Source organism: Paenibacillus sp. JJ1722, from assembly GCF_048282685.1.
GTDB lineage: Bacteria > Bacillota > Bacilli > Paenibacillales > Paenibacillaceae > Paenibacillus > Paenibacillus polymyxa_B.
The window spans coordinates 2,907,163-2,929,021 of sequence record NZ_CP182500.1 but is presented as its reverse complement, the minus strand read 5'-3'; the positions used below and the strand labels follow the sequence as shown (position 1 = coordinate 2,929,021).

Annotated in this window: 20 protein-coding genes, 1 pseudogene and 1 riboswitch; of the genes and pseudogenes, 4 read left to right on the top strand and 17 right to left on the bottom strand. The window is 43.2% G+C overall.

From position 1 onward, the window contains the following. Positions 1 to 68 precede the first annotated feature (68 nt). From ACM1ND_RS12945 to nikA, 8 genes and pseudogenes are all read right to left on the bottom strand, one after another. Positions 69 to 638, bottom strand: a pseudogene (locus tag ACM1ND_RS12945) (tyrosine-type recombinase/integrase). Beyond that, positions 529 to 882: a hypothetical protein gene (locus ACM1ND_RS12940; RefSeq protein WP_254664391.1), complete on the bottom strand. Its 354-nt coding sequence runs from the start codon at positions 880 to 882 to the stop codon at positions 529 to 531. Before ACM1ND_RS12940 ends, ACM1ND_RS12945 begins: the two are co-directional and overlap by 110 nt. Positions 883 to 1,245: 363 nt before the next feature. Then, positions 1,246 to 2,475 carry a staphylopine family metallophore export MFS transporter CntE gene (gene cntE / locus ACM1ND_RS12935; protein WP_068938408.1) on the bottom strand — a complete coding sequence of 410 codons (1,230 nt, stop codon included), beginning with the start codon at positions 2,473 to 2,475 and terminating at the stop codon, positions 1,246 to 1,248. Then, positions 2,472 to 3,335 (bottom strand): ATP-binding cassette domain-containing protein, encoded by an 864-nt coding sequence (locus ACM1ND_RS12930; RefSeq protein ID WP_068938409.1) that lies wholly within the window; start codon positions 3,333 to 3,335, stop codon positions 2,472 to 2,474. The genes cntE and ACM1ND_RS12930 overlap by 4 nt, the downstream gene beginning before the upstream one ends. Before the next feature lie 15 nt (positions 3,336 to 3,350). Beyond that, on the bottom strand, positions 3,351 to 4,166 hold the full coding sequence (locus ACM1ND_RS12925; RefSeq protein WP_068938410.1) for an ABC transporter ATP-binding protein: 816 nt from the start codon (positions 4,164 to 4,166) through the stop codon (positions 3,351 to 3,353). Next, the gene (gene nikC, locus ACM1ND_RS12920) at positions 4,129 to 5,010 is read right to left on the bottom strand and encodes a nickel transporter permease (RefSeq protein ID WP_023988651.1); all 882 of its coding nucleotides are present in this window, start codon (positions 5,008 to 5,010) and stop codon (positions 4,129 to 4,131) included. Before nikC ends, ACM1ND_RS12925 begins: the two co-directional genes overlap by 38 nt. A 4-nt stretch (positions 5,011 to 5,014) precedes the next feature. Next, positions 5,015 to 5,956, bottom strand: coding sequence for an ABC transporter permease subunit (locus ACM1ND_RS12915; protein ID WP_025722474.1), 942 nt, complete (start codon positions 5,954 to 5,956; stop codon positions 5,015 to 5,017). Between the two features lie 19 nt (positions 5,957 to 5,975). Beyond that, the gene (gene nikA / locus ACM1ND_RS12910) at positions 5,976 to 7,601 is read right to left on the bottom strand and encodes a nickel ABC transporter substrate-binding protein (RefSeq protein WP_418027883.1); all 1,626 of its coding nucleotides are present in this window, start codon (positions 7,599 to 7,601) and stop codon (positions 5,976 to 5,978) included. A 197-nt stretch (positions 7,602 to 7,798) separates the two neighbouring features. On the opposite strand from nikA, the gene ACM1ND_RS12905 reads away from it, so the two are divergent. Next, positions 7,799 to 9,502 (top strand): helix-turn-helix domain-containing protein, encoded by a 1,704-nt coding sequence (locus ACM1ND_RS12905; RefSeq protein ID WP_279833711.1) that lies wholly within the window; start codon positions 7,799 to 7,801, stop codon positions 9,500 to 9,502. On the opposite strand, the gene ACM1ND_RS12900 is transcribed toward ACM1ND_RS12905, so the two are convergent. From ACM1ND_RS12900 to ACM1ND_RS12890, 3 genes are all read right to left on the bottom strand, one after another. Continuing rightward, on the bottom strand, positions 9,499 to 9,669 hold the full coding sequence (locus tag ACM1ND_RS12900; protein ID WP_418027881.1) for an NAD(P)-binding domain-containing protein: 171 nt from the start codon (positions 9,667 to 9,669) through the stop codon (positions 9,499 to 9,501). The genes ACM1ND_RS12905 and ACM1ND_RS12900 overlap by 4 nt on opposite strands. 433 nt (positions 9,670 to 10,102) lie before the next feature. After that, positions 10,103 to 10,864, bottom strand: a complete 762-nt coding sequence (locus tag ACM1ND_RS12895) for an SDR family oxidoreductase (protein ID WP_418027879.1) — start codon at positions 10,862 to 10,864, stop codon at positions 10,103 to 10,105. Positions 10,865 to 11,400: 536 nt separating this feature from the next. Further along, complete coding sequence (locus ACM1ND_RS12890; protein WP_068938415.1) at positions 11,401 to 12,366, bottom strand: flavodoxin family protein; 966 nt, start codon at positions 12,364 to 12,366, stop codon at positions 11,401 to 11,403. A 311-nt stretch (positions 12,367 to 12,677) separates the two neighbouring features. Here ACM1ND_RS12890 and ACM1ND_RS12885 point away from each other — a divergent pair, with 311 nt between their 5' ends. Further along, positions 12,678 to 14,231 carry a PucR family transcriptional regulator gene (locus ACM1ND_RS12885; protein WP_418027877.1) on the top strand — a complete coding sequence of 518 codons (1,554 nt, stop codon included), beginning with the start codon at positions 12,678 to 12,680 and terminating at the stop codon, positions 14,229 to 14,231. A gap of 156 nt (positions 14,232 to 14,387) precedes the next feature. Here ACM1ND_RS12885 and ACM1ND_RS12880 read toward each other — a convergent pair whose 3' ends face one another. The 4 genes from ACM1ND_RS12880 to ACM1ND_RS12865 form a co-directional block, all read right to left on the bottom strand. Further along, positions 14,388 to 14,702 (bottom strand): DMT family transporter, encoded by a 315-nt coding sequence (locus ACM1ND_RS12880; protein WP_023988641.1) that lies wholly within the window; start codon positions 14,700 to 14,702, stop codon positions 14,388 to 14,390. Between the two features lie 3 nt (positions 14,703 to 14,705). Beyond that, entirely contained in the window at positions 14,706 to 15,047 is a 342-nt protein-coding gene (locus ACM1ND_RS12875; RefSeq protein ID WP_023988640.1) for a DMT family transporter, read from the bottom strand. A gap of 94 nt (positions 15,048 to 15,141) precedes the next feature. Next, positions 15,142 to 15,240: riboswitch (guanidine-I (ykkC/yxkD leader) on the bottom strand. Between the two features lie 83 nt (positions 15,241 to 15,323). Next, entirely contained in the window at positions 15,324 to 15,842 is a 519-nt protein-coding gene (locus tag ACM1ND_RS12870; RefSeq protein WP_418027875.1) for a GNAT family N-acetyltransferase, read from the bottom strand. 25 nt (positions 15,843 to 15,867) lie between these two features. Continuing rightward, positions 15,868 to 16,320: a MarR family winged helix-turn-helix transcriptional regulator gene (locus tag ACM1ND_RS12865; RefSeq protein WP_023988638.1), complete on the bottom strand. Its 453-nt coding sequence runs from the start codon at positions 16,318 to 16,320 to the stop codon at positions 15,868 to 15,870. Between the two features lie 114 nt (positions 16,321 to 16,434). On the opposite strand from ACM1ND_RS12865, the gene ACM1ND_RS12860 reads away from it, so the two are divergent. Together ACM1ND_RS12860 and ACM1ND_RS12855 are read left to right on the top strand one after the other, a co-directional pair. After that, positions 16,435 to 17,079: a YczE/YyaS/YitT family protein gene (locus ACM1ND_RS12860; RefSeq protein WP_023988637.1), complete on the top strand. Its 645-nt coding sequence runs from the start codon at positions 16,435 to 16,437 to the stop codon at positions 17,077 to 17,079. Between the two features lie 218 nt (positions 17,080 to 17,297). Beyond that, positions 17,298 to 18,212 carry a dihydrodipicolinate synthase family protein gene (locus tag ACM1ND_RS12855; RefSeq protein ID WP_418027873.1) on the top strand — a complete coding sequence of 305 codons (915 nt, stop codon included), beginning with the start codon at positions 17,298 to 17,300 and terminating at the stop codon, positions 18,210 to 18,212. Between the two features lie 225 nt (positions 18,213 to 18,437). On the opposite strand, the gene ACM1ND_RS12850 is transcribed toward ACM1ND_RS12855, so the two are convergent. Further along, positions 18,438 to 20,300 (bottom strand): beta-glucoside-specific PTS transporter subunit IIABC, encoded by a 1,863-nt coding sequence (locus ACM1ND_RS12850; RefSeq protein ID WP_023988634.1) that lies wholly within the window; start codon positions 20,298 to 20,300, stop codon positions 18,438 to 18,440. 105 nt (positions 20,301 to 20,405) lie between these two features. Continuing rightward, entirely contained in the window at positions 20,406 to 21,851 is a 1,446-nt protein-coding gene (locus ACM1ND_RS12845) for a glycoside hydrolase family 1 protein (RefSeq protein WP_028541273.1), read from the bottom strand. Positions 21,852 to 21,859 lie beyond the last annotated feature (8 nt).

Sequence of the window (21,859 nt, the reverse complement as noted above, 5' to 3'; positions counted from 1 at the left end):
ACAGGGTAAACTTTGTGTCATTCTCCTCGAAAGGGACAAAGTTTGTGTGATTACATGACGAAGCTTTATTACTTATCCATATTATTAACTGCTTTCCTCATTTCTTCATCAGTTAAATGAGTATAAATCATAGTCGTTTGTATTGAGGAATGTCCTAATTGGTTTTTCAATCTAGGCACATCATTGTTCTCCAAGTGATAACGGGTTGCAAATGAATGCCTCAGAGAGTGCACGGTTAAAGCTGGCTTTCCAAAAAGCTGTAGCGTATTTTTCGATCAGTTTCTCTATAGATCGCTGAGTTAAGCGTCGGCTTTTTCCTTTACGACCTATAGAGCAGCAATAAACAAAAAGCTTTCAGTTTTCTCTGGTTTATATTTTGATTCTCTGATCTGCAGATAATTTTCTAAATCCAGTAAAGCTTGCTTGCTGAAATACACATATTGTTCTTTATTACCTTTACGGATAACACTTACTAAAGCTTTATTCATATCCAGATCTTCAAGGTTAATGCCTGCAACCTCAGAGAGCCTAAGACCGGATCCTAAAATGAGGGGAAACAATGGCTGTATCTCGTTCACGATTAAATTGATGGAAATTGAAAATATGTTTATTCTCTTTATTAATCTTTCCGTAATCATGGGCTACAAATAACCTAAACGACTCAAAATCGTCTTCTCTGAGAATTTTCCCATCAATACGATTGGCAATCGTCTCTTGGCTTTCTTTAACTACATTTAAATCCATTTTGGCCATAACATTGCGCTGGATATATGGCTCTAGGTCACTTATTTCAGCTTTATTCTGTAAGTAATCAAATAAGGATTTTAGTGAGGACAATTTACGGTTAATGGTTAGCTTAGTATTGTCGAGTTGATACTCCAAAAAAGATAAAAAATTCTCCACTTCACGAATGGTTAGTTTCTCTAAAGTAGCTAAATTCTACCCTGGAACGATTCGAGATTTCGCTTGAATATTTGCTCTCTGGTATAACAGGCATTATTCATTACTGGGTTCAAAAACAGGACCGTTTATCCATAGAAAAAATATCGAGCGTTCTTAGCGATATTCACTTCAAGAACGTTCAAGACTTATTTGCCGACGAACAAAACAGGGCTTAAATCGTCCAAGAACGATTTAAGCCCTACCCCATATCTAATTTACACCGATGACTGGCAGCTTGCCATCTCTCAACGATGCCAATGCTAAACTCGATTCTTGATCAGGTAAGTGTATGTTCTCTTAATCTTACGGCTGGGCCTTCATCCAGCGGCTACTCAAGGCAACAAACAAGGCAACGCAGAGAGAAACGCTGGCAGAAATCCAGAAGATGGCTCTGTAACCGGCGGAGTCTGCCACCAGGCCTAGAACGAGACTACCAATCACGGTTCCAAAATCGGACATGGAGATAAATAACCCCATCCATACTTTTCGACGTTCTTTTCCGAGTGTGATGCTCAGGTAAGCGGCAAGCACAGGATACACATTAGCTATGCCATAGCCGATCATCGCACCGCCCCCGTACAGCATCCATGCATTACCTGTTACTGGGGCAAAAGCTACAAGTGCCAGACCTATCGTGAGCGAAACCAACAGCATGCCGACATATACGGAATGCCAGTTCCCGTCCGAAGGCAGATTCTTACGGAAAGCAAATCTTGCTGTCACGATCACGCCCGATTGAATAGCAAAAAACACCCCCGCATTGCCGATTCCGGTCTGTATCACATACAAGGCAAGAAACGCCGTTACCGCGCCAAACCCAATCGTTGCGCTCATCATCACGATGCTGCTTAGCATGAAGTGACGGTTCCAGAGCGTGGATCGTGCGCTTCTATCTATTTCATGCTTGGTTGTCGTTTGCTCCGCGGGACGCTTTGCCGCTTTGATGTGCTGCGTGGCTCTTCCTGTTCCATAGCCCGAGATGAGCGTCAATGCGCCCAAAACCAAAAGGCCTGCGTAAAATCCGTTCAGTCCAGCTTTTTCCCAGGCGATCCATCCCAGTGCAGGCATCATAACCGAGGGTAGCAAACCAAACAACAAGTATAGAGATAATCCCTGAGCACGGTCACGCTCGGGCAACAGGTCCATAACAGCCATTTGCACGGTCAACGAAAAGAATGCGGCGACAGCGCCTTGCAAACCCCGGACAATAATGTAAGAAACGTTGCCTTGCCATACAAACAATAGCAAAACTAACAGATGCCCCGCCAGAATAAAACGTAGAATGCGGGCAATCCCGAATCGTTCAACGACGATTCCCGCCCATGGTCGCAGCAGCATGCTAACTAGCAAATACATCCCCACGATCATACCGATCTTGTCGTTTCCATAGCCAATGCTTTGCGTATAGAGAGGCAATATCATCTGAACGAAGGCGTTAGCACTATAAAACAAAAAAGTGAGGGTATATAGGCGTAGCAACACGGGGGAAAATGCACCGTTGCGAGCGTATGGCAAATCTTTGCTTCGATTCATGCCCAGGCGCCTTTACGCTGCCCTGCGTCAACATAGAAAGGCCTATCCTTCCGAATTGTACCCAACTCCGGATGTCCGGATAATGAGGCGTCTAACAACTGCTTAACTGCTGGTTCCCTGGATACCTTCATCTCGGCTATCGTCGAGAAGCTACCGCATAAGCTACCCTGATCTAATACAGTCCATCGGTCACATAGTGCAAAAGCAGCCTTCAGGTTGTGCGTGATGAATACGTAGGACATATCCCGTTGTTTCTTTAAATCGCGTAAAACATCGATAATATGTACCTGGTTGGCAATATCCAAGCTGCTGACAGCTTCATCGAGCACGATAAAGCTGGGTCTGGAGATCATGGCGCGTGCAATGTTAATGCGCTGTAGTTGTCCACCGCTTAATTGTCTTGGCAGCTTGTTCATGGCACTTGCAGGTAGTCCGACGATGTCCAAAGCTTCGCCGATGCGGTAATCCTTTTCCCCATTCGTTAGTCGCTCGAAATTGTCCAGGGGCTCCCCGATGATTTGTGCTGCCGTCATCTTGGGATTTACCGAAGAATAACAATCCTGAAATACGGCCTGTACATGCTTCCGTAACTGTTTCTTCGTTCGATTGTCGCAAGCATACATATCCTTACCATCAACAAGTACTGAGCCCCGTTGAGGGCGCTGCAAGCCAAGCATGATTTTGCCGAGTGTACTCTTGCCTGCACCGCTCCCCCCCAACAAACCGATGCATTGTCCTGCCTCCAGCGTCATGGAGATATCCTTCACGACAGCTCCCTGCAACTTCTGTTTCGATTTCCACCAAGAGTTGTTCGCAGAATCATACGTGTGAGTGACGCCGGAAAGTTCTAGCAGTGCCATTATTCTTCCCTCCGTTCATTCATTCAACCGACTGCGTAGCAATTCTTGTGTATAGGAATGTTGTGGTCGATTGAATATGGATAATACGTCGTTATGTTCCACGATCCGTCCTTCATGCATCACGATGACCTCGTCTGCCATCTCTGCGATGACGTCAAGATCATGCGTAATAAGCAGGATGGCAACGTCCTGGTTCATCCGCAGTCTCTCTAGTTCCTCCAATACATGGTATTGATTAATGGTATCGAGGGCTGTGGTGGGCTCGTCCGCAATGACGATGGAGGGTGACAGACACATCGTTAGCGCAATCAACACGCGTTGCAGCATGCCTCCGCTAAGCTCGAACGGATATCGTTTGAGAAGTTCCGGCGGATCAGGCAGCCTTACACTTTCAAGTGCCTGCACAGCCAGTGTCAACGCATCCTTTTTACTACACCGGGCATGTGTGCGGATCGTTTCGACAAACTGGCTTCCGATGGTATGAACAGAAACCAGTGCATTCATTGGATTTTGAACAATATATCCAATATCATTTCCGCGAATGGTGCGTAACTGCTCTTCAGTCATGCCGTTCAGTTCATCACCTCTCAGTCTGATGCTGCCGTTTATGCGGATGGCAGGATCGAGTAGCTGAAGAATCGATCGACAGGTTAGCGTTTTGCCGCTGCCACTCTGTCCTGCAAGACCTACGACGCGTCCAGGCTGCAACGAAAACGAAACATCATGCAGCAATCGTTGAGAAGCGCCGTCTTCGATCACATCGGCACAGACATTATGAAGTGCAAGCAATGGTTCAGGGGTTGCCGATCTGACGTGATGTTCTTCGAACATTGCGGGTGCTCCTCTCCTTCACTTTCTTTACGCCGAGCAGTTGGGAGAGCGACTCCCCCAGTACATTGAACGCGGTGACTACAAGTAAAATACACAATCCCGGATATAGCATTAGGGAAGGGTGTTCGCGCAAATAGCCGCGTCCTTCATTAATCATCGCTCCCCATTCCGCGGTAGGCGGCTGAATGCCGAGTCCCAGGAAGGAAAGAGCTGAAATATCCATGATGGCCCACCCCATCTCTAGCGTACCGATCACCACAATTTGCGGGAAAATATGCGGGAAAACGTGTCTTCTCAGGATCGCTAATCGGCTGGAACCGCAAATGAGGGCAGCCAGCAAATACGGCTCGGAACGCAGATGCAACACTAGACCCCGGGTCATACGTGCATAGTACACCCACTGTACCAGCAGCAGTGCAATAATGACCTGATATATCCCTGGTCCAAGCATACCAACGATGCCAAGCACAAGGACGAGGTTCGGAAATGCAAGCATGCCGTCGCAAATCCGCATTAATAGCTGATCCAGCCAACCGCCTACGTAACCGGATAACATGCCAATCGATACACCAACCAGCACAGATATGGAAAAGACACCCAACACCAGTCCAAACGTAATTCGGACACCATAGATGAGTCTGGACAACACATCCCTGCCCAAATGGTCGGTACCCAGTAAATGCTCAGCCGAGGATGGAACGAGCTTGTCAGCCATTCGTATCTGATTCGGATCATGGGGAGCTATCCATGGAGCAAAGATAGCTGTTACTGCGCAAACACACAAAAAGAACAGGCACAAGCCTACGACCAGCCGCTTGCCAAAAAACAAACTTTTCAATTTCATATTCCTACCTGCTCCTTTCTTGCAAGGAAAGCCTCGGATCAGCAGCCATGTGCAGAAGATCGGTTAGGAGACTTGTACATAAGTAAAGACAGGCAGCAAAAAAAACATAGCCCTGAATGACTGGTAAATCGCGGTTGAAAATGGATTCCACGAAAAACCGCCCCAAACCGGGCCAGGAGAATACTCGTTCTACCACAATCGTTCCCGTGATAAGCCTACCTAGATTCATACCGAATCCGGTAATGATGGGGAGGATGGCCAGTCGAACCACATGTCTGAGCATGATGCTGCGCGGCTTTAATCCTCGTGTATGCGCATAGTCCACGTAAGCCTGCTTCATCTGCTCCAGAATACTCTCGCGAAACAGTCGGGCATAGGTTGCCACAAGTGCCAAAGAGAGAGTCAATGATGGTAAAATCAAATGCTGCCATGTGCCCTTTCCTTCCACGGGAAGCAAGTCCCAGTGGAGGGCAAACAGATAAATCAGTAAGTAACCCAGCATGAATTGCGGTAAGGATGCGCCGATGTAGGAAAGAATGCGCACCGCATAATCTACCCACCGCCCGGCGTGTACGGCCGAGAGATACCCTAGTGTGACAACAGCTACGAAAGCGATCAACATACTGCTCCCCGTCAACTGCAACGTTGCGGGCAACCGTTGCCAAATCTCTCCCCAGACAGACTTGGAGGACAGGTACGACGTCCCGAGGTCTAGCTGTAGCATGCGAACAGCAGATTGCACGTACTGAGACATAAAGGGATCGTCCAGCCCCAGTTCTCCCCTCTTCTCCTGTAGCATTTGCTCGTTAGGCTTGATATGAGCTGCCGAGAAGTACGCCTCGGCCGGATCAACCGGAGAGAGCCTCATTAGTACAAAAGCTACGAAGGTGGCGAACAGCACGAGTGGAACCAGCGTCAGTGCTCTTCTAAAAATATAACCTGCCATGAGTGGCCCTTCCTTTTCTTTATTTTAGGTGAATGCTATTAAATGGATGATCCCATCTGCTCTCCGGAAATGAAACGTTATCCAGTGTTTTCTGGTATACGTTATATTGACGAATATAGGACAGGGGTATAATAACCGATTCTTCCTGAACTTTTTGTAAAATCTGATCATAAAGCTCTTGTCTCTGTTTCTCGTCAACGGAAGCCAGTACTTGCCTGATCTGTTCGTCAAGCTCTGCCTTGCCTTCAATATTGAGATGTGCCTCTGCAACGCCAAAGGTAGGCTCCGCTACCGCATTGACCAATGTATGTGGATCGTAAGGCACTCCGGAGTTGAACCAAAAGTTCATGTCATAGTCTCCCTCACGGAAACGTTTGGTCTGTTCGGTCAGCTCAAGTCCCGTCAACTGAAGTTCAACGCCAAGTCCAGCCCATTCGGCCTGAAGTGTCTCGCCCATCGCTTTCTGGATGCGGTCAGTTGTATCGTACATCAGCTCAAACGACAGCTTCTCGCCATCCTTTTCCCTGGTACCGCCCGATGCCGGAACCTTCCATCCTGCCTCGTCCAGATAAGCTGCTGCTTTGGAGGCATCGTATGCAAATCCAGGGAACGTCTGGCTAACGTAAGGATAATCGGTCGTTAGCACCTGCGTCGCAGGCTGTTCCACGTCAGACGTGATGCCTTTGACCATCGCAGCCTTGTCAAATCCGTGATGCAATGCAAGCCTTACTCGCGTATCTGCCAGCTTTTCATTCTGCGTATTCAGGATTAAGTTTCGCGTGCCCAACGGGCCCGATACTTCCGTTTCGAATGCATCGTTCTTTTGCAGGCGCGTGAATTCGTCAAGGCTAATGGAACCCTCTCCGAAAATGAGATCAAGATCGCCTTTCTCGAAGGCTAGTACCCGAGTTTCGGCATCCGGTATGATGCGGACCGTGATCTTGTCCAGTTCAGGCTGTTCGCCCCAATAGTTCGGGTTTTTCACGAATACGCTGTATTCATCCTGCTTGTATTCTTCAAGCATCCATGGCCCCGTGCCGATGGGAGACTGAATGCTTTCCAGCGTATTGTCCCCTTCCGGGAAGCCTGCATCGGCCAAGAAGCGGAATGGACGCACGGTCGTTAAGTCCTGCAAAACCGGATAGTACGGCTCTGACATGACAAGCTTGACGGTGTACTCGTCAACAAGCTCGAGGTGATCCAGCAATTTGGCCGTTCCCAGCCAGCTATGCGTCGTCTTGTTTTGCAGGATCGCGTCTATGTTACGCTTGACGCTAGCGGCATTGAACGGTGTTCCGTCCGAGTATTGGACGTCCTCCCGAAGATGGAAAGTATATTCTTTGCCGTCCTCGCTAATCTCCCAACTGGTGGCCAAATGAGGCTTGATTTTTCCCCCTTCGCCGTACTCAACCAGCGGTTCGTAAATCATGGATTGTGAGAACAGCTGTGATGGATAGTACGCGTGCGGATTAGATGGACCCAAATCCCTCATCCATGAAACCGTTATTTCTTTAGCTCTTTCCTGTTCCCCGTTAGCTGACGCAGATGGTGCTGCCTCCTCTTTTTCGGAACATGCCGCTGTTACAGCAAGCAGAAGCATAAATAGCATGACAAGTATGCCTTGGAACATTTTTCTCTTTCGCATGGTAAAGCCCCCTAAAACATTAATGAGAATGAAAATCATCTTCAATTTATGTTAAGGAGTTTGGTATGATTGAACAATGGATATATTTCTGATTTTTTATAGCACAAAAAACAGAACCGGGCTTGCGACAATTGACTTGTCTATGCATGTCTTGCTTGGAACCGCGGTTCAAAATACATTTGGTTAAGGAGCACAACATGGAACGTTCAACAATTGACGGAAAAGAAATTTCCTTTTTGCCGAATGAAGGATACGACATATACATCCCTCAAAGCGTGAGCCTTTTCCGCAGGCTGTCCTGCAAACAGCTTATCCCGAGCTCGCCTGGGGCGCATCGCCTCGTCGTGTTTAAGTCGACATCCGGTGTGTTGCACTTGAGGAAGCATTTCGTACAGACCGAAAAAAACGATGTCTTACTGCTTGCACCTGATGCGCAGGCCAGCATTCAATTCGTCGATCCGCACGAAGAAACATTGAGGGCTTCATCGTCCGCCACGCAGCTGAATACCGCGGCGGCCATCGTCATCGTGTTCAGTGTATACCGGCTTGGAGAGTCGAAACCAGCCAATGAATTACTGTCCATGATTCCGTACGAGACGCGCATGAACATTACTGACGAATCAAGGTTACTTGATTTGGCAGGAACGCTCGACCTTTCATTGAAGCGCCCCACTCCCGTCCCCGAAGAGTCGAGATTGAAACAGCAGATTGCGTTGCAGGAACTACTCCTGTTCCTGATGGAAAACATTCGACGGAATACGGAAATATCCGATAACATTCAAGCGGTGAAGCATACCGTCACTTATATCGAATCTCACTATCAGCAAAACATTACGGCCCGCCAGTTGTACAGCATCGCAGGTGTGGCTAAATGGCAATACAGTACCTTATTCAAGTCCATTACAGGAAAAAAACCGTTGGACTACGTGTTGGATATTCGTATGAAACACGCCAAGCGGCTGTTGTTACAGACCGAGGACACGATTGCACAGATTGCCCAAGCCGTGGGATTCAAGGATGAGAGTTACTTTTCGCGCAAGTTTAGACAAACGGAAGGGATCACTCCCCGCCAGTACGAGGAGGCTGCTTCAGTCAGCTCATCTCCCGTGCTCATGCCCGAGGTTCCTTACAAACGGATCGTTGCCGTTGGTTATTCGCTGGGCGATCTATTGTCCTTGGGTATCACGCCGATAGGCGCAGATGTGGAGATCATAGGTAAAAGAGGTCTGTACTGGGATTCCATCAATGGTATTGAGGATATTGGATTACTGGGTGAACCGGGCAAAATACGTAAGCTTCTTCCTGACCTGATCATTCATTCTGGTTTCCGTCAAGATTGGATCGAAGAATTGGCATCCATTGCCCCAACCGTCCTCATCGATCGCTATGAACATGTCTATTCAAGAATCATGCAAACAGCAGAGCTAATGAATCGGCAGAAGCTTGCACAACAATGGATTTATCGGCATCGCGCTGCAAGTAAACGAATGTGGATAGGCCTGGCGAAGCATATGGATGTTAAGCAAACAGCAGCTGTGTTTTCCATCGTTGAGGGCAATCTCTACATCATGAGCATGAAAGGCTTTGCAGTTACTGTATACCACCCTGACGGCATGCAGCCTCCTCCGAAGGTGAAGGAACTAATCCGGGCAGGCATTCCTTTTCAACTGACGCGACCGGAACATGCCTGTAGCTATGAAGCCGATACCCATTTTATTCTCATGGATAACGATCCCCGTACGATCCGGTTATACAGAAGACTGATGCAGTTACCATACTGGAACTCGAAAAGCATCGACCGTATTATTCTTACCGAGAACAAGTACAATTTCGATGATCCGCTCACGATGGACAGATTGTTGCTAGAGCTTCCTCAGATGATTCTGAAGAAAAGTCACTAATGACGACATTGATTTCTCCACGCCAAAAATAGGGATGTAATCAATCGCCTCTTACTACGATTGGTTACATCCCTATCCCCTACAACGTCATATCCTGCAGCCACTGCAAAACAAGCAATCGTACTTCCAATATTACCGACTCCAATAAATCCAATGGTTTTTTTCATATGTCAATGTTCCTCGTCTGATGTTTGTTCACTGTAAGTTTTTTATTGATTATCTTGGCTTGGGACAAGAACTGTACCGATAAAATAAAAAAGCCGATAAAATAGCGACTTTCAATGGGACCTTGTTCTTGTCCCTCGACATCCTTGTAGTATGTATTCAGATAATATTCGCACAAATCTCGGGGATCATGCGGTGACTATTGTTTCCTTATTCGATCGCAAATAACGAGAAAAACGACATGCAGCTCACATTCATGATAATGATATCTAAATATAACTAAAAAATGACGGGATCGTGTGTCAACGCTCCTGTAATTTTATAACATTATTTTTGACATTACATCTCTTTCAATTGAATATTACTTTAACCCTTGCAAGGATCTTACTTCGATGATTATATATTTTGAAGCATGTGTGCTCGTTAAACAGTGGATTAGAAGCCTGCCGTCCAACCCGCGTCTGCAGCTATAACAGCCCCGTTCACAAAGCTCGATTCGTCTGAAGCCAGGAAAAGGGCTACTTTTGCGATTTCTTCCGCCTGCCCTACGCGAGGAATTACGCCTTGTGTAACCTTCGTTCGGGACGCGCCAAACTCATTTAAGTTATGAATCGTTGAAGTAATGTTTGTGGCTGTCGCTCCTGGCGCAATGGCATTGCATCGGATACCTTTTTGAGCATACATGAACCCCGTGTTTTTCGTAATACCGATTACCGCATGCTTTGAGGCAGTGTAAGCAGCGCCCGCATGCGCGCCGTTGAAGCCGCCCGTAGATGCCGTATTTATAATCACTCCATTCCCTTTATCCAGGAAGATCGGGATAACTTTTCGAATCGAACGCATAACGCTTTTTGTGTTAACATCGAATATAAAATCCCATGTCTCGTCGTCCACATCTCCTACAGGCGCCATGTTATCCATAACGCCCGCATTTTTAACTAAAATATCGAGAGTTCCGAATTCATTAACAGCAGTATCGATCATAGCATGAATATCATTTAAATCAGCAACATTGGTTTTTACTGCGACGGCGGTTCCGCCAGCTGATTTAATTCCCGCTGCAACCGATTCAGCTCCTTCAATGTTCAGGTCTGAAACAATAACACTTGCGCCTTCTTTTGCAAATAATTCTGCAATTGCTTTCCCCATTCCTGATGCTGAGCCTGTAATGACCGCAACTTTTCCTCCCAAACGCATGAAAAATCCCTCCAATGTTTTTTTGAACAACCGTTCATCTGAAGTATGGATCAAATTCTAAATCAAAGTCAATTGTACGAAAGTACACGCCCGAACGGGGGATTCTCAAGAACGAGCACCTCAAAAGGCTGCCTCATGAAAGTCCCTGAAGAACTGTGTAGGTGATTAGTTCACGTATTGGAGCTAGTCTGATGAATCTTTTCGAAGGAGTTTAACGATTAGTGTCAGGTCAATTTTTAGGGATTGATCCAGGTGATGCGGTTAGTTACAGCAACAAAGGATTTATGTTCAGAAACTTATTGCATCTGACTGGTCTTTACATAACTAAGTGATATTCCAGAGTGATACTTTTTGAAGTTTTCCCAACAACTAAATTAATCATTAATGATCTTAGGTCCTATAAACCAAAAGAGTGTATAAGATGAAAAACTGACGCCGTTTAGACCAGCTCCAACCATGCCTACTTCAGCAAGCATCTTACCAGCCAAATTCGCTCTCAGCCTTTCAAAAAAAGAATAAGCACTTTATCCGGAATATCAATTACGAGCAGGTCTGGAATAAGATAAATAGTTTTTGTATTTTTTTAATCTTTCAGGCAACTCGCCAGCCTTGGAATTAGGTTTTAATGAAACTTTATATAATTCATCCGCATGCTCGAATTTCCCGGAGATTAGAACATGAGAATGCGCTCTATCTTCTTCCGCGACATTGAATTTAACTTTGCCCTGTTCAACCTCCAAAGTGCCCTTTACACCGCAAATTCCGCATATTGCAGGATAATTATCATCATGATTCCTGATTTCAACGAGTTTGGAATGACAGATTGGACATAAACCAGATTCGCCAATATATTTCGCTTCCGTATTCGGGTTCATTAGTGTTTCAGCCACATGACGACCAGATTGCCTAGCTCTGTTCAATTCATTTTCCTTGAAGACTACTGATCCAGGCAAGCCAACCCAATTGACCAGCATTTTGTCTACAACATTGATTTGCATCGGCAGCGTGAAAAGATGGAGCATTGGCAGTGCAAGTGTGTCCCACTCACTCCCTCCTACAGCTATAAGAGAAGCCACTCTTTGCTTAAAGCTTCTTTCATCTGGGCCTTTACCAGTAGTTATTCCTCTTTCTTCGCGTTGCTTCTTGGCAATCATTCGGAAGGCAATGTCATGGGAAGGGCCCATCCGGTCATTCAGAGTCTTCAACAGTCCACTCGGACTCTTCTCATAAATGGCTGAGCTCACAATTAACCCGTCGCATTCCATTATTTTTTCTTCAATAAATCCATAATCATCGTTCTTTATCACACAATCTCCTGAGCCACACTTTTCAAGCAGGCTGACTACACAAGCATTACAACCGGTGCAAGGTTTAATTTGCAGGTCATTAAGACGTATAAGCTCTACCTCGGCACCCAGTTCTTCAGCACCCATCAGAGCTTCCTTGACAAGGATTTCTGAATTACTCATCCTTCTACCGCAACTGATCCCTAAAATTTTCATTAATATCCTCCTGCAATTTGTATTTGTTAGGCATAGATCCTGAAGCAAATCCATGCGAGAGTTTCAGCTTTCTCCACTAATTTCGCATAAATTTGCTCACATAATTCCGAAACTATTCCCTCACAGAGTTTTGATTTTAAACAATATTACTCATTTTTTGATTAAAGTGTTATTTATTGCAGCGCGTAATAATTTCAGTATATATAATGAAAGCGTTATATCCTATGTGCTGGAATTTAAACCAGGGCCGATATAGTGACGATATTTTGTAATATTGCACAAGGATTAAAAAGCTTTTGGAGGCTGCTCTCGTGAAAATTCAAAAAATAATCAGAAAACTTAGCGACTGTTATCTTTCCTTGCCCGAAGAGGCCATGCAAACAAAAGAAATCAGTGAATTTACTATCCTGCGGTTGAGTTCCGTTTTCCAGGCTGACACCGCTTATATAGGCAATCTTTCGGATTTGCCAAAGGACTTTCCTACAGACACTCCTCTTTTCTGCATTCAGGATTGTGATGCACTTGTAGACTCTTATACTTGCCTTACCCTTCTGCCAAATGGACTGGACCTGCTGGATCTTTCGGGAAAGATTTCATCTATACTTGCTCATGAGAATCGGCTCATTGAGCATATGCACACTCTGATATCCGCACTTTACTCAAACAAAGGTTTGCAATACTTGACAAACGAGGCCTCACGCATCTTTGGTAATCCGGTAATCATTGTCGACGCAGGCTATAAGTTACTCGCTATGTGTCAGGCCCCCATCCCCAGCCGACCTGATATCGAACAGCAGCGAAATTTGGGTTATATTCTTGACAATAATATTGAGAGCATGAAGAAATCCAATCTGTACGAATTAACCCGTATGGCTCTTACTCCTTATTATTCACGCGATCCCGAGACCAACGACTGTTGGATAACAGCTTTTGTGTACGTACATGGTATAGAATTCGCTCAGGTCAGTGTTATGGAACTGGATCGTAAATTTACAGATATTGATTTTGAACTCGTACAATTTCTTTGTGAGTTGGTTTCGGTAGAATTGCAAAAGAACGACTTTTATAATTGCAATCAAGGAATGATGCATAGTTTTTTGCTTTCCGAACTGCTTACAGGCGAGCTCAATGATGCTAATGTCATCGCAATGCGACTGGCTCATCTGGAATGGACGCTTACACCTTACCTGAGAGTGATGACCTTGACAGACCTGAAGAACGGCTTTTTTGACGGGAAAGTTCAGTTGGTTGCACAGCATATGATCCAATTACTTCCGGATAGCCGTTGGATCGTATATCAGGGACGTATTGTATTTCTCATTTCCCTCGTTGATTCATCCTGTAAAATCATTGCTGAAGACAAACGAATTCTGGAATTTCTCCAAGTAAACGGCCTAACTGCTTCGCTGAGTGACTGCTTTAGTCATTTAACCTTTTTGCGAAAATATTATAAGCAATGCCTAACCGCCATCGAGATTGGGTTCCAACTTCATTCTAACAAGCCAGTGTATATGTATGAGGACTATCTCTGCGAGCATATTGGAAAGATCATATCGGAACAGAACGATCTCGCTGACTTCTGCCATCCAGTTATCCAAAAGTTAATTGCTTATGACAATGCCCACAAAACAAGTTTGCTGTCTACCCTTGAAGCCTATCTTCAATATGTGGATACTCCAAATATTGCTGCTAAAACACTTTTTATTCATAGAAATACTTTGTTCTATCGAATCAACAGGATACGTGAGCTTTTTGAGATTGATCTAAGCGATGGTGATATTCGTCTGAAGCTTCAAATGACTCTTCATTTTCTAAAACTGAAAACACAACGCGGCGATCCTAAAGATCAGAGTATAGAAGGGTAAGCAAATGCAAAAAAAACATGCAGACAAAATTTCTTATCGATACTTTGTCTGCACGCTGGTCTTTTCTATCTATTTTTAAATTTAATGATAGTCCATAAGCATTCAGATAGTTCGCTGCTGTTCTAAGATGACCAGTATGTCTAATTCCATCATTAATCAGCTTACCAGCTTTAGGCCAACTGCTGAACCGAGTACCATCGCAATGAACAGAATTCTCGCGGTATTACGCGGTTCACTGTAAAAGATCATGCCCAATATGGCCCCGCCAGAAGCCCCAATACCGGTCCAGACAGCGTAGGCCGTTCCCATGGGTAGTGTTTCCATGGCCAGGGATAGAAACAAGAAGCTCAATCCAAAGCCTGCAAGCAAGTAAAAAGCAGACAGGAAATTCCGATCTTTATGGAGCTTATTAATCATAAGAACTCCCATCATCTCAAATACGCCTGCCAAAATTAGAAATACCCAGTTCATACGTCAGTGCACCTCTTTTCCTTGTTTCTTCTCTTTGCTCTGTATTTTGAGCCCTACAACTCCGAGCAGAAGCACCCCGATTAGCAACAATTTAGATCCCTGTACCTCAGCATCAAACAACAAAATTTCTGCCAATACAGTGCCGGCCGTTCCCAACCCGACAAACACTGCATACACCGTACCTACCGGAAGCGTACGGGAAGCCATAATCATGAGTATGAAACTTACTAAAATTCCAACTAAAGTGCCCCCCCACTCTAACCATCCGCTGGCATGTTTCAGGCCGATGACCCATCCAACTTCAAATAATGCCGCAATTACAACAGATAACCATGTCTTGTTCATTCTGTGCTTCCCCCTTTTTGATAATGCTGCAAATGTAGTATGGATTTATAGCAGCAATAAAAAAAGCCTGAGAGAATACTGCATACAGCAGTTTTTCTCCCAGGCTTTTATCCCTCCGTGGCACAGTACGACGACTGTGAGTTTTCTCTCGGACCAGCCGATATTACATCGCGGAACCCTAGAAAACATTTTTGAATTCAGTTATAGTTAATATTATATATATTAGTGAATAAATTACAATATAAAATTAATAAGAATTCGTATATCATCCTAAACTTATATTATTGTTTTGGTCATTATGAAATCAATTTGTTCTTCATCACCCATATAAAAAGAGTGTGCGCCAGTTTGAACAAACCCCATTTTCTTATAAAAAGCAATGGCGTTTTCATTTTTTTCCCATACACCGAGCCAGATTTTCTTCTTATTATGTTCCATCGCAATTTCCATAGCTTTATTTAGCAGATATTTACCAAGCCCATGTTTTTGAAATTTATTTTTTATATAAATCCTCTCAATTTCGAGCGACTCATCACCCAGTTTTTCGGATTGGGCGTCATTCATATTTACCTTTAAATATCCAGCCAGTTCTTCATTGAAATAGATGAAAAAGATTTCTGAAGAGACGTTGGACAATTCCTCCTCCAACTGTTTAAAGTTAAATGCTCTTTCCAAATAGGCTTTCATATTTTCAGGTGAATTCTGATCTTTAAAAGTATCATTAAATGTTTCAATACTTATTTCTTGGAGTATTTGTAAATCTTCACGGTTGCACTTTATTATTTTTACAGTCACTTAATGTATCGCTCCTTCATGTAAATCAATAATTTCTCTTGTTCCCCTTTTTTACAAATTCCCAGTCTTCCCCTATATTTTCTCTCACTCTTTGAAGAAGATTGAAAATGGTTTCTACTTCTCTTTCCGAAAATCCCTCTAATGCAACGTTATTGGAATAATCATTTTCTCTTTTTATAAAAGGATAAACATTGTTCCCTTTATCTGTTGGATAGAGTTTTTTAATTTTTTGGTTATGGTTATCTTCTTTCTTTTCAATAAATCCATTAATTACAAGTTTTTTTATAGCACGAGATGCAGTTGTTCGATCTACTTTTATCATCTCAGCTAACTTTTCTTGAATGATTCCTGGGTTTTCACATATTCTCACAAGGTACAAATACTGCCCTTTTGTAAGGTCATATTCTTTAAATTCGATATTACTTATAGAATCTAATGCCCTTGCGATCATTCCAATTTCACGAAGTACTTCCTTCATAGTTAACTCCTTCGCACCTATTTTATTGCAAATGCAATAAAAATGATATATATTGAATTTACCTTATTTTTATTGCATTTGCAACAAAAAAATATATTAAAGAGGTCGAGTAAAGTGAAATATATTTTTTTTGTATTAGGAATTTTTATATTATCCCTTGGAATTTCGTTCACTATACAATCAGACCTTGGGACTTCGCCTTTTGATGCACTTTTAGTAGGACTGTCCATAAATGTGGGGCTTACTGTGGGAAGTTGGGAAATCATAATAGCTATAATATTGATATGTTGTAATTCGCTTTTGAAAAGACAAAGACCAGAAGTTTTGGGGTTGTTAACAGCATTTATAACGGGTATTGGTATTGATATGTGGCTTTTTTTATTACACAATTTGATAGCACCTGAACTATGGTACAGCAAAGTTGTTTGTTTTGGAATTGGTTTAGTTGTTGTAGGATTAGGAACTGCAACATATTTACAGACAAATTTTGCACCAATTCCAGTTGACCGATTAACATTAATCATACAAGAATTAACTAGAACAAATCTATTTTTTTCGAGAACACTCATCTATCTTATATTCTTGATCATAGCAGTCATTTTAAATGGACCCATTGGCATTGGAACTTTGTTAACCGTTTGTTTAGGGGGGCTAATACTCAATTACTTTATGCCACTTACTGAAAAAGTACTTGACCGCATATTAACACACTCTGATACATCACTAAATCATGAGAAACATAAAAAGCATTCTATATAGAATGCTTTTTATGTTTCTCAATTAACCTGATCTGTTAAAAGATGTAATATCCAAGTTGACACTGAAGCTTGATGCTCATATCTCTTTGTTTCGATCTTAAGTTTGTCTAGAAGAATTGGTACTGTTATTTGTCTCTCAATTGGTACTTTAATTGTGTCTAATTCATTTTTATAATGTGTTTGTATTTTGAAGGTCAATTAATAAAGGAGTGTAGCTTTATGTTCTGTGGATTATCTGCTTTTCCACTCACCCCAGTTAACGAGGCAGGTATTAACGAAAAAGCATTTGTGACACTAATTCAACGATTAGTTGCAGCTGGTGTAGACTCAATTGGTGCATTGGGTTCAACTGGAAATTATGCATATCTTAATCGAGAAGAACGTTTACGTGTGCTTCGACTTGCTGTCCATTCATCTGAGGGGATTCCCGTGATGACAAGTATAAGTGCGATTCGTACTTCTGAAGTACTTCGATTAGCGGAAGATGCACAAAGAGCAGGAGCAAGCGCAGTGCTGTTAGCTCCTGTTTCTTACCAGGCATTAACAAATGAAGAGGTATATTCGTTGTATGAACAGGTGACAAGCTCGCTCTCTATTCCGCTCTGCGTATATGATAATCCGGGGACTACACATTTTCATTTCAGTGATGAGTTGCACGGTCGGATTGCTGAGCTGCCTAACGTTCGTTCTATCAAGATTCCTGGAGTGCCTTCTGATCCTGAAGCAGTCAAGGCACGCATTAGAAAACTGCGAACGGCCATTCCTCCCCATGTAACTATAGGAGTAAGTGGAGACTCATCCGCAGTCACTGGCTTGGATGCAGGCTGTGAAGTATGGTACTCAGTTCTTGGTGGTTTGTTTCCAAGGGCGTGCCAAAAAATGACCCGTTTGGCCCAGTCCGGTTTTGCTGAAGAAGCGAAACAACTCTCGGCGCTACTTGAACCGCTTTGGTCGTTATTTCGTCAATATGGCAGCCTTCGCGTTATTTCAGCAGCAGCAGAAATAAGTGGCTTGATCTCAAGTCCCAGTCTTCCTTTGCCCTTACAACCATTGAATCAATCAGCTAGAGAACACTTGAAATTCATACTAAAGGATCTTCAGTCTACAGAAACATTCTGTTCACCATTCGGCTAATACCTTTTCGAAGGGGAGACTACTAAGCACGTTTGCATTAAAATTTTTCGTTATGAGTGTTGGAGGAAGAACAGATGCTGAACTGCCCAAGCATTCGTAATTTCTTAATCCTTTTCTTCGTTAGCAACAGAACTATCTACTAAAAAAAGCCAGCTATAATAGCTATAGCTGGCTGTTATACGTTTTTTCAATTTACTTCCAAGATCAAATCCATGCTGTCCTGTGTTAAACCAAATTTGAAGATGAAACGCTAGGTTTTGCAGGAATCACATGTAATAACTGTTTTGAATTTGGATCCTCCAGATTCACATGCACTTGATCATAATTAAATGAATTCGTAACAATAACCATTACCGTAGGATCATAACCCGCAGCCTTAATTTGCTCCAAGTTAAACTCAACTAATTTGTCATCAATGCCAATTCTATCATTTTCCTTAACCAATGGTTTAAAGTGTTGTCCCTTTAATTTCACAGTATTAATACCGATATGAATCAAAAGTTCTATACCGGAATCAGATACAATGCCAATCGCATGCCCGGTTTTGTACACGCTGCTTACCGTTCCGTTTACCGGAGCTGTAACAATTCCGCTAATTGGAACAATCCCTGCTCCTTTACCCATCGCTTCAGAAGCAAACACCTCATCGCTTACACTGCTTAAAGGAACAATTTGGCCATTCACAGGTACCACAACCTCGTTTGGATTTGCTTGATCACTCAAATTCGTCACACTCTTATTCGAAACACCGAAGAAATAAGTTAAAATGACGGCTCCAAAGAATGCAATAATCAATCCGATGACTTCTCCAATGAAACCTTGGCCTAAATAAGTTGGAATAGCCAACAAGCTAGGAAATGTAAATGTGGATGCATGTACTTCAAACGATCCAATAACAGCGCCTCCAATACCAGCAGCGATCATTGCACAGTAGAATGGACGCTTTAATTTAAGGGTTACGCCGTAAATTGCCGGTTCAGTGATACCAAAAATGGCTGTGATTGCTGCAGAACCCGATAGGCCTTTGATTTTGGCATCCTTGGTTTTCAAAAATACGCCTAGAGCAGCACCTGCTTGAGAAAGTACGGCTGCACATACAATTGGCAACCATTGGTCGTATCCTTGATTAGCGACATTGTTTATCATCAGCGTAATCAGCGCCCAATGGACTCCGAAAATGACAATCGACTGATGGAACGCTCCTAAAACCAACCCAGCAAGTAATGGGGAGAAACCAAAGATTGCTAACAATACCATGGCGAACAGGTCACTGATCTTTGTGCCTAGAGGGCCGATAACAGCCAAAGTTAGAGGCAACATAATCACTAGAGAAACCAGAGGGGTTAGCATATTACGAATTGATTCCGGAAAGAATTTGTTCAACAAAGGTTCCAAGTAAGAGAGGCCCCAAATCGACAACAGAATGGGAAACACAGACGCCGTATACGTAATTGGTATGATCGGTATGCCAAAGAAATCAATCGTTTGTGAATTGGATACGATCTCTACTAAAGACGGATGAATGAGTGCACCAGCTAACGAAACGGCTACGAATGGGTTGACTTTAAGCTTCTTGGCCGCAGTAAATGCCAAGAAAATCGGCAAAAAATAGAAAATGGCATCACTTGCTGCATTCCATATTTTATACGCACCACTGTCAGTCGATATCCAGTTCATTGTTGTAAATAAAGCTAGAATGCCTTTCAAAATTCCGGATCCAGCCAAGGCTCCCAGAAATGGCGTAAATACGGCCGAAACAAAATCCATCAACTGACTGACAGGATTAAATTTCCCAGTTCTTTTTTCTGAAGCGCTTTCATTGTTGCTAGAAGCATGTAATGCCATTCCAGGTAATGATGTTAGTGCATCATAGACTTGAGCAACGGAATTACCAACAACCACCTGATACTGTCCGGCACTATTGACGACGGTAATGACCCCATCTGTGTTTTCAATCTTTTTGGTATCTGCAGTACTCACATCATTTAATTTAAATCTCAATCTAGTGGCACAATGCCACACCGCATTTACATTCTCTTTTCCTCCTACGCCATCCAGAATATCCTTTGCCAATTTTTGATAACTCATAGTTGTCCCCCCTATTATAAATGCCCGGACCATTTTCCACATACCGTACTACTGAAACGATACAAAATGATCCGGGGGTGCCTTCATCATTTAGTGATTCTCATCCTAATCGTTGGTGGTTCTATGAAGATCCTCGCCGTTTGTATCAATAACTTGCTTATACCAGTAAAAACTATCTTTATAATGGAATTGCCCATTTCCATTACCTTCATCATCATAGTCCACATAAATAAAGCCATATCTTTTGCTCATTTCAGCAGTACCTGCACTGATGATGTCGAAAGGTGCCCAGGTACAATAGGCAAAAACATCTGCCCCTTCATGTATTGCCTCTTTCAGTGCTGCAATATGCTCCTGGTGGTATTCGATGCGATAATCGTCATGAACTTTATTGTCCGCTGTTAAAACATCTTTAAATCCAAGACCATTTTCAGCCACCATCATGGGAACATGATACCTGTCCCAATACTTAGACATGCAGAGATATAATCCTGAAGCATTTATAGACCAGCCCCAGCGATTCGCTTTCAAATGGGGATTTTTGACGGTAGAATTAGGGTCCATCGTATTCTCACTAGCTTTAACAGTATTTGACCAGTAATAAGAGACTGCAAGGAAATCGGCTGTATTGTTCCAAAGCAACTCTTTCTCCGATTCCGTAATTTCCAGCTGGATGTCATGGTCTTCGAAATACGTCAATGCATATTCTGGATACTCTCCTCGAATCAGAACATCGCTGTAGAAATATTGCATTCGATTCCGTCTGAAATTCAGTTCGACATCTGCAGGTTCACATGAATAAGGGGCGGTTAACGTATCGGCCAACATCATTCCCATTTGAAGGGATGGATTTAGCTTGTGGCCAAACTCAGTAATCTTTGCAGAAGCTACGAATTGGTGATGAACCGCTTGAAACTGAGACTGCTCGTAATGATCAACTTTATCTTTCAGTATGCCAAGGGAGGCAAATGCCTCTTTGTGGACAAGGTTAATTTGATTGATAATGATCCAATATTTAACGGTTTGATGATATCTTTGCAGGACGGTTTCCCCATACTTCACGAAGAAATCAATCAGTTTCGGGTTTGTCCAACCGCCATATTGCTCAACCAAATTTAAAGGCATTTCATAATGGAAAATCGTGACGATTGGCTCAATATTTTTTTCTTTCATGTACTCAAATAATCGATCATAGAAGGCCAAACCCTGCTCGTTTGGAGCGGTATCATCTCCATTCGGAAAAATCCTGCTCCAAGAAATAGACAACCGCAACGTTTTTACATGCATGTCTGCTAACGCATCGATATACTCACGGTATCGTTCGTAGAAATGTACTCCTTGGCGCTTAGGGAAATAGTATGTCCCATGTTTGTATTTTTCGTATGTTTCTGAATCCATGTTATTAAAATGTAGATCAATAGGATCAGCTCCTGGAATAAACGGCTGAATATCAGCGGTACTTAACCCTCTTCCATCCCTGCGATGTGCACCTTCTACTTGATTAGCAGCAATAGCCCCTCCCCACAGAAAGTCTTTTCTTATTTTGCTCATGTACGTTT

Bases quoted from the DNA above. Each gene is read 5' to 3' on its own strand.
- cntE (WP_068938408.1), bottom strand. From the start codon at position 2,475: ATGAATCGAAGCAAAGATTTGCCATACGCTCGCAACGGTGCATTTTCC.
- ACM1ND_RS12930 (WP_068938409.1), bottom strand. From the start codon at position 3,335: ATGGCACTGCTAGAACTTTCCGGCGTCACTCACACGTATGATTCTGCG.
- ACM1ND_RS12925 (WP_068938410.1), bottom strand. From the start codon at position 4,166: ATGTTCGAAGAACATCACGTCAGATCGGCAACCCCTGAACCATTGCTT.
- nikC (WP_023988651.1), bottom strand. From the start codon at position 5,010: ATGAAATTGAAAAGTTTGTTTTTTGGCAAGCGGCTGGTCGTAGGCTTG.
- ACM1ND_RS12915 (WP_025722474.1), bottom strand. From the start codon at position 5,956: ATGGCAGGTTATATTTTTAGAAGAGCACTGACGCTGGTTCCACTCGTG.
- nikA (WP_418027883.1), bottom strand. From the start codon at position 7,601: ATGCGAAAGAGAAAAATGTTCCAAGGCATACTTGTCATGCTATTTATG.
- ACM1ND_RS12905 (WP_279833711.1), top strand. From the start codon at position 7,799: ATGGAACGTTCAACAATTGACGGAAAAGAAATTTCCTTTTTGCCGAAT.
- ACM1ND_RS12900 (WP_418027881.1), bottom strand. From the start codon at position 9,669: ATGAAAAAAACCATTGGATTTATTGGAGTCGGTAATATTGGAAGTACG.
- ACM1ND_RS12895 (WP_418027879.1), bottom strand. From the start codon at position 10,864: ATGCGTTTGGGAGGAAAAGTTGCGGTCATTACAGGCTCAGCATCAGGA.
- ACM1ND_RS12890 (WP_068938415.1), bottom strand. From the start codon at position 12,366: ATGAAAATTTTAGGGATCAGTTGCGGTAGAAGGATGAGTAATTCAGAA.
- ACM1ND_RS12880 (WP_023988641.1), bottom strand. From the start codon at position 14,702: ATGAACTGGGTATTTCTAATTTTGGCAGGCGTATTTGAGATGATGGGA.
- ACM1ND_RS12875 (WP_023988640.1), bottom strand. From the start codon at position 15,047: ATGAACAAGACATGGTTATCTGTTGTAATTGCGGCATTATTTGAAGTT.
- ACM1ND_RS12865 (WP_023988638.1), bottom strand. From the start codon at position 16,320: ATGAAGGAAGTACTTCGTGAAATTGGAATGATCGCAAGGGCATTAGAT.
- ACM1ND_RS12855 (WP_418027873.1), top strand. From the start codon at position 17,298: ATGTTCTGTGGATTATCTGCTTTTCCACTCACCCCAGTTAACGAGGCA.
- ACM1ND_RS12850 (WP_023988634.1), bottom strand. From the start codon at position 20,300: ATGAGTTATCAAAAATTGGCAAAGGATATTCTGGATGGCGTAGGAGGA.
- ACM1ND_RS12845 (WP_028541273.1), bottom strand. From the start codon at position 21,851: ATGAGCAAAATAAGAAAAGACTTTCTGTGGGGAGGGGCTATTGCTGCT.